We start from the raw sequence: 13,650 nt of genomic DNA on the forward strand, positions 1-13,650 counted from the left end.
AAAAGTATTCAAAACGGCATGCAAGTATGAAAAGGCGTAAGCAAACCATCGAATGGGATATCATTCATCGAAAACTCAAGGGAGAGATTTCGGAAGGTGAAGAGCAGAAGTTGCAGAGTTGGCTAAATGCTGCCTCCGGGAACAGGGACTATTTCGAGAAGGCTGAAGAGTATTACGAAAAAGAGATCGAAGAATTGGATCCGGCTCTTGTTCCGGATACAACGTCGCAGTTCCTTGTTAATCTGAAAAGACGGACGAAATTGAGAATCATGTACCGGAACCTGCGCGTTGCTGCTTCAATTGTGTTGCCTTTACTATTGCTCGGAGGAGCATGGTTTACCTACCAGTTGACGACTGGAAAAATCCCGACTGAAGTAGAATCCAGCACGCTGGCGCATACTTCGAATAAAGCGCAATTGATAACAACAAGCGGCAAAGTGCTGACCCTGGCCGGTTACGGATCGGAACTAGTTGATTCTGTTGCCGGTGTTCATATTGCGAATGACTCCGTGATGGGGTTGCAATACCCGGATGTCAAGGGCGGAAAAGTTGAGCAGGAAGCCTACAATTCGCTGATTACGCCCCGGGGAGGAGAATATAAACTGGTACTTTCGGACGGAACCCGTGTTTGGCTGAATTGTGAGTCTAAGCTGACTTATCCGATTGCATTTGTCGGGAAGGAGCGAATTGTTGAACTGAAGGGAGAAGCTTATTTTGAGGTTAAGCATAATCCGGCAAAGCCCTTCCGGGTAAAGGTTAACGGGATTGATGTGAAAGTGCTTGGTACCCATTTTAATATAAATGCTTACGATGATGAGCAGGAAATCAAGACAACGTTGCTGGAAGGGTCTGTAAAAGTATCTACAGGAGATGCTTATTCATCGGTAAATAGTGATGGTCAGACCTCTGTGGTCTTAATTCCAGGTGAACAGGCAATAGTTGAAAAGAATGAAGGTGGAATCATTGTCGAAAATCCAGAACTGGAGACCGTAATGGCCTGGCAGTCCGGTTTCTTTGAATTTGAAGATACACCTTTGCCAGCAGTTATGAGGCAAATTGGACGATGGTATGATGTGGATATCCGTTTTGAAGGTGAGCCGACCAATGTCAAGTTTGGCGGACGTATTAGTCGAGATCTAGACCTTGACAATATATTGACCTTGCTAAGAGCTAATGGAGTAGGCGCAGTCCTTGAAGACGGCACGTTGACTATAACACAGGAAACAAAAGGGCGTTAGATATAGCTATTGGGAAAATGCACCACAGGTGGTTGCCAGATCTTAGTCTTAAACATGTTTTCTGCCAGCGAAAGAAATAAGAGTAAATATAAACACAGGTACTTCGATAAAAAGTTACCGGGCCTTGTGTGCAGCAAGACCCGGTGGCGTTTCGGGTATCATATATTTTATGAATTAAATGGATGAATGTCCCAAAACCTTTTAAAATTATGCTTCTCAAAAGTAAAAAACTTTTACTGTCGGTCAAATTTTCGCGAGTGGTGCAATTGACTGTCTTTATGGTGGTGTTTTTTTCGCTGAGTGGTTTCGCCAGCGAATTAAGCCAGGAGGTGACGCTCTCGGTGAAGAACACCCCTATCAAAACTGTGTTGAAACAACTTTCGCGACAAACCGGCCTCTCGATTATTTACAAAGAGTCGTATTTCACCGATAATGACCGCGTGACGATTGAGGTGCAAAATGAACCGTTGGAGCAGGTACTCAGGCTCTGTTTAGCCGGAAAGGGCTGTTCCTGGGAGATTCAAGACGGGATGGTGGTGATTCGAAAAGCGGAAAAGGAAGACGAGGACAAAGGCGACGACCCTTCGAAATATTTTGAAGTGACAGGTTTGGTGACTGATGAGGACGGTGAGCCGCTGGTTGGTGTAACCGTAACGTTTAAAGGAACTTATCGTGGAGTGATTACGGACTCTCAGGGAAGCTTCAGCATAAAAGCGACTTTAGAAGATAAAATTCTTGTTTTCTCGTTTCTGGGGATGAAAAAGCAGGAAGTGCCCCTATCCGGCAGAACGGCCTTCCATGTCAAAATGAAAGAAGATATTGCCCAGATTGGTGAGGTAACCATCAATGGGGGATACTATACGGTCAAGGAGAAAGAGAACACCGGGAGTATGACCCGGATCACGTCGAAAGATATAGATATTCAGACTGTTAGTAATCCTCTTGAGGCACTGCAAGGGAAGGTTCCCGGTTTGGTTATTCAACCCGAGTCGGGCTTACCCGGAGCAGGCGTGAAAGTGCATATACGCGGGGTTAATACGCTGAATGGATCAGCTACACCGTTGTATGTGATAAACGGAGTGCCTTTCAACGGAGATCCGATTACTCTGGGTGAAAACAAAGAATCAATCGTAAATCCGGCCGGTGATGGCGAAAGTCCCCTGAATTTCATAAATGCGGCGGATATCGAAGATGTGACAATATTAAAAGATGCTGATGCAACGGCATTATACGGTTCCCGGGGAGCTAACGGAGTAATCCTCATCACGACCAAAAAGGGAAGAGAAGGAAAGACGTCGGTTAATGTTGACGCCAGAACAGGATGGAGTAAGATCGGCAAACAGATTTCAGTGTTGGATACGCCGGAATACCTTGCCCTGCGGCAGCAAGCTTTTGAAGCGAACGGAGACACACCTACGGCAAGTGATGATCCTGACCTTTTAGTCTGGGATCAAAATACAAATAACAATTTTCAAAAAATCTTGCTTGGAAATACGGCCAGAAGCAACGTTGTTACAACGTCGATTTCCGGGGGGAATGAACGGACCAATTTCCTGTTATCTGGAACGTATGACAAAAGAACGACCGTTTTGTCGGATCGTTTCGGATCAGAGAAAGCTGCTTTTAATGTCAATCTTGGTCACACATCGACGAATGATAAGTTCTCCACGAACATGTCCATCATCTATTCTTCGATAGAAAATAAGTTGCCCTCCGCCGATTATTATGGTTACGTATTTACGCTTCCTCCGAATTATCCCTTGTATAAGGAAGACGGAGGGATTAATTATACATCTGCTGATTATAATATTGTTAATCCATTGACTTATGCTTATACATCCTATATAAGTTCAACAAACAGTATGATTGGCAGTTGGAGTTTGCAGTATGAAATTCTCCCCAGATTGTTCCTGAAGTCCAATATCGGTTATTCCCGGATTGACAACCAGACCAACCAAAAAGTATATAGCCGGTCTATTGATCCTCAACGGAGGTACAGCCAAATGTATCCGCATACGCAGTTTTCGGAGAATATCTCGGAAAGTGTTTTGATCGAGCCTCAACTCAACTATAGCCTGACGTTTGGGAAAAGTAGTTTAAACTTCTTACTGGGAGGTAACTGGCAGCAAAACAAAAGCGAAACTCCTGTGGTGATCTATGCGGATCAATATGACTCTGATGTCTTGTTGGATAACTTTGCGGCAGCCGGAACTTACAGAGTATCGTCTACGGGTAGCGAGTACCGCTATCAATCGACCTTTGGACAGATAAGATACATTTTCGATTCGCGTTACATTGTGAACCTCAATTTTAGAAGAGATGGCTCTTCTTTGTTTGGTGAGAATAACCGATATGGTAATTTCGGCGCTGTTGGTGCCGCCTGGCTCTTTTCAGAAGAAGAACTATTTAAAAACTTGTCCTGGCTTAGTTACGGGAAGTTAAGGGGAAGCTACGGTGTGGTTGGAAATGATAATGCCGCAGCCTATGCTTATATTTCGTTGTATGGAGTATCTGACTACGGCTATGGTTACGGCACGGACAACTTAACCGGCTTAATCCCGAGTCGGCTGGTCAATCAGGATTACCAGTGGGAGCGGACTAAGAAGTTGGAATTTGCCTTAGAGTCTACTTTTTTTAAGGACCGCCTGTCCACATCGGTTGCCTGGTTTCGTAACCGGTCAGATAATCAATTGGTGGCATACCCGGTGAGCGGCCAAACCGGTTTTAATTACTACCAACGAAACCTGCCCGCCACGATCCAAAATACAGGGTTTGAATTTACACTCCATTCGGCGAATGTCAGAACGAAAGATTTTAGTTGGTCTACGGATTTGAATATCAGTACAACCAGGAATAAACTGCTGAAGTATGATGGGATTGAAGAAAGCCCGTACGTGAATAAATATATCGTTGGCGAATCGGTAAGTACTATATACGGATTTGCCTATGATGGCATTGATCCCGACACGAAACTTCCGGCGGTAAAAGATTTGAATGGCGACGGTTACTATTCAACGAATCTTTATGCCAATAATCAACCGGGAGATTTTGTGAAAATCGGTAATTCCCTGCCCGATTTTATTGGTGGTTTTTCGAATACCCTGCGTTACAAGAATCTTCAGCTCGACTTTTATTTCACCTTCAGTCAGGGTGTTAAAATGAAGGGTGTTGCAGGAGGTTCAGACTACCTGGGAGGCATGAGCAATTTCTCGAAAGAAGCGATCAAAAAGTTCAAAGGTTTATATGATAATGAAGAAGATTTTAACAATCTGCTGATTACCAGTCTGTGGAGTAGCTATGGCGCTTATGTTGCCTTCCTGAACTATCAATACTCCAATGATGTGATGGAAGACGCTTCTTATATTCGATTACAAAATGTAAGCCTTTCCTACCGGTTACCGACATGGTTGATTCACAAAGCAGGCGGACAATCCGGTAAGTTTTTCGTGCAAGGACAGAATCTTTTTACGATAACCAACTATAGTGGTGCTGATCCGCAGACAGGATCGTTTACAACACCTCCTGTAAGAATGATAATTCTTGGTGCTCAACTAAGTTTTTAACTAAAAGATTGTAGAAATAATGAAACGATTACGAATCATGAAAAATATTAAAACACATCTTCTATATACAAAAGTTGGATTCTTCATGGGACTCTTGGCTCTGTTGAACAGTTGTGAAGGTTTTCTTGATACCGGTGTTCCGAGATCCATGGTTGCAACGAGTTCTGTATTTGAGAATGATAAAACTGCTGAGCAGGCTATGGTCGGGCTATATAGCAGCATGGCTTTTGGTTCCAACAATACGTTGAATGGACGCTTCAATATTGCCTGTGCACTTTATGCCGATGATTTGGAAGGTGTAAATAACGGCTGGTATTTCTCGGGGGTTGGCTACGCCCCTTTTTATAATAATGCTTTAGCGGGCGAGCCGAAAAACACAATTCTACTTGGTATGTGGAATAGTTTTTACAGTTACATCTATCAAGCCAATAGTATAATTGAAAACCTGGAGGATAATGAATCTGTTACAAGTTCATTGAAGACGAAGCTGGTCGGAGAAGCAAAATTCATACGCGCATTTTCTCATTTTTACTTAGTTAACCTTTTTGGAGATGTACCTCTGATTACAACGACCTCAGTTGACGTGACAGCGCTAGCACCACGCACGGCTTCCGATAACGTTTATGAACAAATTCTGACAGATTTACAGGATGCCGCTGATGCTTTGGAGTACGATGAGGATAAAACTCAGGTAAATCTTCAGGCGGTTGAAGCTTTGTTAGCCCGGGTATACTTATATCGGGAAAACTGGACTGATGCGGCTGATTATGCAAGCTCTGCCATAAATGGTGAAACATTGCAGGATCTTAATCAAGTATTTAAGGCCTATGCACACGATGTGATATTTGAGTTGAATACTTCAAGTAAAGATACTTATGGTGTCGCGGATGATGCTTATCAATTGGTGCCACTGTATTCAGCTCCGAGTTTTGCAGTAACAGAAAGTCTTTTTGATAGTTTCGAGGCGCAAGATCTCCGTTTGGCAAACTGGATTAAACAATATAAGGAAACAGAGAATTTCTATCCATACAAGTATACGTTGCAATACTATTACGATGCTACAGCCGATAGCCAGGAATTTCCCGTTATACTGAGACTTGCCGAGCAATTTCTGATACGAGCTGAAGCCAACACACAATTGGGAGAGACTGGTGCTGCGATTTCAGATTTGAATGAAGTTAGAAACCGGGCAGGACTGGCAGACTATTCCGGAGGAACGAGTAAGGCTGAAGTCCTGGATGCTATTGCAACTGAAAGACGGCACGAGTTCTTTTGTGAAATGGGACATCGTTGGTTTGATTTGAAACGTACAGGACGCGCTGACGAAGTCTTATCGGCAGTTAAACCGTCCTGGTCTTCTGATGCAATCGACTTTATACTTCCTGAAGCTGCAACAAACAACAATCCCAACCTTAAATAGTAGGTGGGTAGATCATATTACATGTGATAAATCAGTAAAGTTTGTTCCTTTTCAATTTCTACTGCTTAGTGTGGAAGGGAACAACTTTACCGGTATCACTCGGGGGGGGACCTATTTAAATAGGTGTGTGAGTGATTTTGTTCTGAAATAGCTCTGGGGGATTTAATTGTTCTGAAAATCTTACGATTACTGGTAATGCGGAGGTCAATAAACGATATTGACTTTGTGTTGAATTGTATGTTAATAAGGCAAAATTTAAATGCTATGAAAAAGATTGGGGTATTGTTTTTACTAATGCCAACTTTGGTAATGGGGATTACCAAACCGGCAGAAACAAAATTGCTGGTAGATGGTGTTGAACGGCAGTTTATCAGTTCTGCTAGTGGCGAGGAGAAAGTGGATTCTCTTACAATTAATACAGTGAAAATCGGCGATCCTGCTCCACCGATAGTCGTGCGTAAATGGATCAAAGGAAATCCGGTTTCCTCTTTCAAACCGGGGACGGTTTACCTGGTCGAATTTTGGGCGACCTGGTGTGTGGCGTGCCAGGCTGCTATGCCGCATCTCTCGCACTTGGCGCAGAAGTACCAAGGCAAAGTGGAGGTGCTTAGTTTTAATGTATGGGAAAAAGGAAAAGGTGATATTCTCGGCAGAGTAGAAGCATTTGTAAAACGGGCGGGAGATCGGATGGACTATACCGTTGCAATGGATACGGAAGACGAGAGCATGTCGCGAAATTGGCTTGACGCCACTGGTGTACGGGGAATTCCTGAAATATTTGTAATCGATCAGCAAGGAAAGCTTGCATGGCAGGGGCACCCGGATTATGTTGACGATGTGCTGGATGCTGTGGTAAACAAAACCTATGACGAAGAAAACAGCGTCCGAATAGAAGAGTTAAGAAAACAGAAAGTTGCGCTTTATGACTCGCTCAATCACGAAATGATGGATGCGAAAAAAGCACATGATTATAAGTCTGCTTTGGCGAGTATCAATCAAATGCTTCCGTTATTTCCTTCAGATCAAAACGACTTGGAAAATAAAAAATACGAGTTGCTTTGCCGGGTAGATTCCATGGCAGGGAGAGCATATGGCGAAGAGCGCCTGAAGCAACTGAGTTCCAAGGATCAAATCTACATGGGAAATTATATATGTTATGTTATTACGGCTGATAGCCTTTACAAGCCTGATTACGAGCTTGCCCTAAAATGTGCAAGTGAGGCAGCCCGAAAACTTGGAGCGGATAATCCTGATGTTCTTCGACTGTATGCAGTTTCATACGCCAAAATGGGGGATAGTGAAAAATCGGATGCATATAAGGATAAATATCTTCGATTGACAAAGTAAAATGCTGATAGCAAGTCGCCAAATTCTGAAAATTAGGATAAGACTTAAAGCTGCATTTTAATCAATGAACATATAAAGCATATCGAAATCGTCTCAAAATAATATTTATCGGTTCGTTCAGGTCACGGACGTTTTTTCGTCTGACCATGCCAGGACGTTGCCGGCTTGAGCAGAAACGCTTCCTTGTCCAAAGACCTTTAGGGTAATTCCTAAGTACGGATAACGATGAGTTTTTGTAATAAAAATTCAAAAATTAATGATTAAACAAACAAAGGAAATGTTCAGAAACTTTTTCAACAAAGCTCGCATGGTAGCTGCCATGATATTAGCGAGCATTGCAATTGTGCATGCACAAACATTAGATCTCAACCAGACGATGCCGCCTGATTCAACCGTGACCATGGGCAAGCTGGCTAATGGCCTGATTTATTATATCAAACCCAATTCGAAGCCGGAAAAGAAAGTGGAGCTACGCTTGGTTATTAAAGTTGGCTCGATTCAGGAGAATGACGATCAGCAAGGCCTGGCTCACTTTATGGAACATATGGAGTTCAATGGAACCAAACATTTTCCCAAAAACGAGCTGGTTGACTACCTTCAGAAAATAGGGGTGACCTTCGGATCTGACCTCAATGCGAACACGGCTTGGGACAGAACATATTACATTCTTCCTATTCCTACAGACGTGCCAGGAGCGCTTGACGAAGGATTTCAGATCCTGTCTGACTGGACAGACGGTGCATTAATCACCGACGAAGAGGTAAATGATGAACGGCATGTTATATTAGAGGAACTGCGCATGCGCAACAAGACTGCGAATACGCGTATGATGTACAAGTTTCTTCCGGAAATGTTTAACGGATCTCGTTATGCGGAAAGAATGCCCAGCGGGTTGGACAGCATCATTGCAAACTGCAGTCCCGATCGGATCCGTGAATACTACAACGATTGGTATCGTCCTAATTTGATGGCCGTGATTGCTGTTGGGGATATTACTGTTCCGGAGGCGAAAGCAAAGATTGAAAAATATTTTGGCCATTTAAAAAACCCGGTGAACGAAAGACCGCGTGTATACTACGGTGTAGAACCTTACCAGGAGCCTAAGGCAATGGTTGTAACCGATCCGGAAGCAACGGATTATTCCTTTACCCTGATGTACCCGGCCTACGAAAAGAATATTAAGAGTACGGTCGGCTATTTCCGCGAAAATATGATTCGCAGCATTTTTGTGTTAAGCTTAAACAAGCGATTAAATAATCGAACTCAATCGGCGACCCCTCCGTTTACAAGGGCCGGTACGAGCCTGCAAGGTAATATTGGCGGAATCACGCTCAACCAGGGTGGATTCCAGTTAGATGTAGTTCCACTGGATAACCTGGAGAAAGCTGTTAATGCGGCTATCAGCGAACTTATAAAAGCTGAAAAATACGGGTTTACGGATAGTGATATAGATCCGATAAAGAACATGTATTTTGCTAGTTATGAAAATGCCTATAAGGAGCGCAATAAAATGACTTCCAATGCTTATACAGACCAATTTGCGGATAATTTCATGGAAGGTATGCCGATATGTGGCGTTGAGAATGAATATAAATATTTGAAGGAAGTAATGCCAACGATCACAGCCAAAGACGTGAGTGAGGAAGCTGCTATATGGTTATCCAACAACCAGAATTTCTTTACGATCGTTACCGGTCCTGCTGACGGAGAATTAAGTCTGCCAAGTGAGGAGGGCTTAATGAAAATGGTGAAAAAGGCTTTCAGCCAGAAAGTAAAACGTCCGGAAGAGAGGAAAGCAGCCCTGTCATTGTTAAAAGAACAACCGATTCCGGGAAAGATCCTTTCAGAAGAAAAAGACAGCATCCTGGGAATGACGACTTATACGCTTAGTAATGGTCTGGAAGTGACTGTGAAACCTACCACGTTTAAGGACAACCAGATTCTGTTCACGGGTGTGAAAAAGGGCGGAATAAACCTTTATGGTACGGAAGATAAGAGCAATCTTAAATTCCTTTTCAGTGTGATTAATACGATGGGATACGGAGAATTTAGTCCCACAGAACTACGCGATTATCTTGCCGGAAAGATCGCAGAAGTGGGAACCGGTATGACTGCTTATTCAAATACAATTGGCGGATCATCGTCGGTGAACGATTTCTCAATGATGTTGGAATTGGCTTACCTGGAGCTTACTTCTCCGCGTAAAGATACCGATTTGCTTCAGGGCTTTATTACCAAACTGAAGTCTCAGCTTGCTTTGATGAAGGCAAATCCACAGGCCGCTTTTCAGGATACCCTTGTTAAGGCTTTGAATCACAATGATCCTTTAACTCCGATTGTAGTTCCTACAGAAAAAGATATTGATAACATCGATGTAGATCGGGTGTTGGAAATATACAAGGAGCAGTTCTGCAATGCGGATGGATTCCATTTCTTCATTGTAGGGAATGTAGATGAAGACAGTGTGAAACCACTATTGGAAAAATATATTGCGAGTTTACCGGTAAAAGGCACTACTCCGGAATACAAGGATAATGGACTTCGTGCGGTTACAGGCGATCATGTTTTAAAATTTTACAAAGGCAACGATGATAAAAGCGTAGTCCTTGATCTTTATCACGGAGAGTTACCCTATACCGAGAAAACTGCACTCGAAGTTTCCTTGCTGTCACAAGCCATGACTATTCAGGTATTGGAGAACATTCGTGAAAAGATGCAGGCAATTTATAGTGGACAAGCAACGGGAGGATTGGAGAGAAGACCTTATAGTCATTATTCCATTGTGGTCCAGTTACCATGCGGTCCTGAAAATGTGGATACTATCCGGACTGAGTTAAATCGGGAAATTCAGGAATATATGAAAAACGGCGTATCAGCCACCGATTTGGAGAAAGTGAAAAAGGCACTCATTGAGGATCATAAGGAAAGTCTCAAGAGTAATGGAACTTGGGCCCAAAGATTACAACAAATTATGGTGTGGGGTGACCTGGATGCGAAGACGTTCCTGAATTATGAAGAATTTGTGAATAGCGTTACCATTGAAGATATTAAGGCCCTGGCCAATAAAGTGTTTACTCAAAATAATTTCACAGCAATCTCTTATCCTGAACAGGCAAATTAGCTTCCCATTCCCCTTAATCCTGTTCTGCAGCGATCAAAATCGGCACGCCTGAAAAGGCTGCCGGTTTTCTTCCTGATAGCCGGATTTTCGGTGAGACCGGGATAATTTAGAATGAATATTGGAAAGTTGTATTCTCGACCGCGAATCAATGTCAAAGCCTAATTGGGTTGAGTTAAAAGGATAAGATTTAAAATATGAGCGATTTAATAATGTATAATTGATAAAAAGGTTTTTTAGAATGGAACAACCAAACACGATTAACAGGAGGTATGAACCACGCAAGGCGGGGGTATACAAATTTTTGTTTTTTTTCTTGCTTATCGCATCAGGCTATTTTGTAGGATGTAAAGAAAATGATGGTCTGGACCAACAGGATCCGGAGGAGCAAAATGATGGAGTAACGGTACTTTCAGAATCTGAAGTTACGGATTATGACAAGTTTTATAAAGCAGCAGAATTTAGTGATATGGATTTGCTGCGCAGCGATTCTCAATGGTCGTTCGTGCGGAGTAAGCAATCTGACCATTTCATTGTATTCTGGGATAAACAATTTGGATTAGATCCGAATGCAGCAACAGTTCCCGAAGACATGCGTGTCGATGTCGATGATCTGTTGGCTAACGCAGAAAACTTTTTTGATGTCAATATAAATACGCTTGGATTTGCTGATCTGGACCAGGCAAGTTCCAATCTTGATCTGTATAAAATGCAAATCTTCCTACTCTATAATACGAATGAAACTGCTAACGGGGGAGGTTATGACGATGTTATTGGTGCGTTGTGGGTTAATCCAACTCATTGTCAGCCCGTCGGATCTACAATTGCACACGAAATAGGTCATAGCTTCCAGTATCAGACTTATGCTGATCTGCTGGCTTTCGGAGGTATATCGAACGATCATACTCGTGGCTTTCGTTATGGCTTTGGCGGAAACGGAGGAAATGCATTTTGGGAACAAACCGCTCAGTTTCAGTCTTTTTTAAGTTATCCGGAGGAAGCTTTTATCAGCCTTTATTTCATCAAGTATAAGGAGAATTGTAACCTGCATATTTGCAACGAAGCATACCGGTATGCAAGTTACTTTATTGATTATTACTGGGCTGATAAGTACGGAGATAATTTTATTGGAAAACTTTGGCGCGAGTCTGAAAGTCCTGAAGATCCGATTGAGGCTTGTATGCGTCTGAAAAATTTAACGGTTGATGGAATGTATGACGAACTGTATGATGCTGCAACCAAATTTGTAACCTGGGACATCGATGCTATCCGTTCTTACGGTAGCGATTATATTGGTGCTCAGTCATACGAGTTGTATGCGTTGGAAGATGGTTCATACCAGGTTGGCTACACGAAATGTCCGGAAACTACTGGGTATAATGTCATTCCGTTGAATGTTCCTGAAGCAGGTACAGTTATTACGACATCCTTTCATGGGCTAACGCCTGGTTCGGCTTTGGCTCCCGCTGATCCGGGTTTATATTACAATGGCGAAGATGCTGTTACCGTAACGAATTATAATAGTGGAGATGCGTCAATCGCGGGCTGGCGTTACGGCTATGTGGCCTTGCTTGAAAGCGGAGAACGTGTTTACGGAGATACAAACCAAGGAACAAGTGCTGACGTAGCGTTCACTGTTCCTGAAGGTTGCGAAAAATTGTGGTTTGTTGTGATGGGTGCACCTACCAGTTACGAAGCGCACGCCTGGGATGATGACATGAGCAACGATGCTCAGTGGCCGTATAACGTAAAGTTTACCAATACCGATTTGTTGGGTAATATTGAAATTGATCCGAATAGCAATAACGGGGATCTTACGTTAACTTATGACATTACAATGCCTGCCGGTGAAACAGCGGTATGGGATGCAATGGACATGGAAAATAACGGAGATTTTGCGAGAATTGGAGAAGCTTTTGGTGTTCAACCTTCAAATATTTCGTCATTGATGTTAGATCCTAAGGAAACCCCTCAGGAAGGTAAAATAGCCTTTGCCGCTGTTGAGTCTGACGGATCACTCAATTACGACATTACGGGTTACCTTTATACTTGCTATTTTGATCGTAATGGCGACGTTACTGCAACTGATGACGGCATTGTATTTGCCTATCAGTTTGAAGACACGAATCAGCAGTTTACAATAACTGCATATTTTGCGGACGGAGCTGTTTCCGGAGAAGAATATACCTTAAAAGAAGCACTTGTTTATACTAAAGACGGAGAGGAACATCAGGTTACTGTTGTTTGTAATGTTACAGTAGAGTAATGCTGTTCCCTGCTTGAGTTAGCCGAAAGTTCCTGAATAAAATTAATATGTACTTATTTTGGGCATATTAGCGGGGCTTTGTGCTGATTTTTTCGTGTGAGCATGTTTAACTGAAGTAGGTTGACTGCTTATTTAGATATTAATTGAAACCGTTCGGGCTATCCTGAACGGTTTTTTTATATTTCTATTTTGAGGTTTGCATCGCTTTTTAACTCAGATTTTGTGAGCTAATTCACTTTTAAAATTAATACTTGATTTCGTTAACCGGGGTATGCCCGATTGCTTGCAGAAAGCGGGGGGATCCGAGGTAGCTTCAATACGCACGCACACACAAAGTACTTTTTCAAGAGGGGAAATTTATTTTTTAGTTAAATAACTAAACACGTTATATTGTGAGGTGGTATAACTTTGAAAGTCGCGATGGTGTTAGATGGAAGAAAATGGAAAGTTTGGGCATTTTAATGCTATGATGTTATAGGCGCGTACCAATTCGATTTTCTCAGGATGATGGCTAAGAGGTATTTGGACGCTTTTCTTTTTCCATACGCAAATCAAATTTCACTGACATAACCAATTTGATTGTCTAATTGATTTCGTTATAAACTAATTTAAGAACGGACCTGATTTTGTAAGCAGCCTTTGATATTCATCGATTAAATTAATAGAAGAAGCATTCACCTGGCATTATCAAAGAGTTA

The 13,650-nt window shown here is 42.5% G+C and carries 6 protein-coding genes; all 6 read left to right on the forward strand.

Annotation, left to right across the window (positions count from 1 at the left end; translation table 11 throughout):
* The first annotated feature begins 26 nt into the window (after positions 1–26).
* Positions 27–1,238, forward strand: a complete 1,212-nt coding sequence (locus tag GJV22_RS15465) for a FecR family protein (RefSeq protein WP_163715764.1) — start codon at positions 27–29, stop codon at positions 1,236–1,238.
* A gap of 209 nt (positions 1,239–1,447) precedes the next feature.
* Positions 1,448–4,801 carry a TonB-dependent receptor gene (locus GJV22_RS15470; RefSeq protein WP_163715767.1) on the forward strand — a complete coding sequence of 1,118 codons (3,354 nt, stop codon included), beginning with the start codon at positions 1,448–1,450 and terminating at the stop codon, positions 4,799–4,801.
* Between the two features lie 37 nt (positions 4,802–4,838).
* Positions 4,839–6,221 (forward strand): RagB/SusD family nutrient uptake outer membrane protein, encoded by a 1,383-nt coding sequence (locus GJV22_RS15475; RefSeq protein ID WP_163715770.1) that lies wholly within the window; start codon positions 4,839–4,841, stop codon positions 6,219–6,221.
* Between the two features lie 264 nt (positions 6,222–6,485).
* Positions 6,486–7,568 (forward strand): TlpA family protein disulfide reductase, encoded by a 1,083-nt coding sequence (locus GJV22_RS15480; protein WP_163715772.1) that lies wholly within the window; start codon positions 6,486–6,488, stop codon positions 7,566–7,568.
* Positions 7,569–7,824: 256 nt separating this feature from the next.
* The gene (locus GJV22_RS15485; protein WP_163715775.1) at positions 7,825–10,689 is read left to right on the forward strand and encodes a M16 family metallopeptidase; all 2,865 of its coding nucleotides are present in this window, start codon (positions 7,825–7,827) and stop codon (positions 10,687–10,689) included.
* Positions 10,690–10,927: 238 nt separating this feature from the next.
* Entirely contained in the window at positions 10,928–12,952 is a 2,025-nt protein-coding gene (locus tag GJV22_RS15490; protein ID WP_163715778.1) for a DUF6055 domain-containing protein, read from the forward strand.
* Positions 12,953–13,650: the final 698 nt, after the last annotated feature.

Origin of the sequence: Mangrovibacterium lignilyticum (genome assembly GCF_010882175.1) — a bacterium.
Classification (GTDB): Bacteria; Bacteroidota; Bacteroidia; order Bacteroidales; family Prolixibacteraceae; genus Mangrovibacterium; species Mangrovibacterium lignilyticum.

Excerpts from the sequence above, each read along its gene's own strand:
- GJV22_RS15465 (WP_163715764.1), top strand. The coding sequence starts at position 27 with ATGAAAAGGCGTAAGCAAACCATCGAATGGGATATCATTCATCGAAAA.
- GJV22_RS15470 (WP_163715767.1), top strand. The coding sequence starts at position 1,448 with ATGCTTCTCAAAAGTAAAAAACTTTTACTGTCGGTCAAATTTTCGCGA.
- GJV22_RS15475 (WP_163715770.1), top strand. The coding sequence starts at position 4,839 with ATGAAAAATATTAAAACACATCTTCTATATACAAAAGTTGGATTCTTC.
- GJV22_RS15480 (WP_163715772.1), top strand. The coding sequence starts at position 6,486 with ATGAAAAAGATTGGGGTATTGTTTTTACTAATGCCAACTTTGGTAATG.
- GJV22_RS15485 (WP_163715775.1), top strand. The coding sequence starts at position 7,825 with ATGATTAAACAAACAAAGGAAATGTTCAGAAACTTTTTCAACAAAGCT.
- GJV22_RS15490 (WP_163715778.1), top strand. The coding sequence starts at position 10,928 with ATGGAACAACCAAACACGATTAACAGGAGGTATGAACCACGCAAGGCG.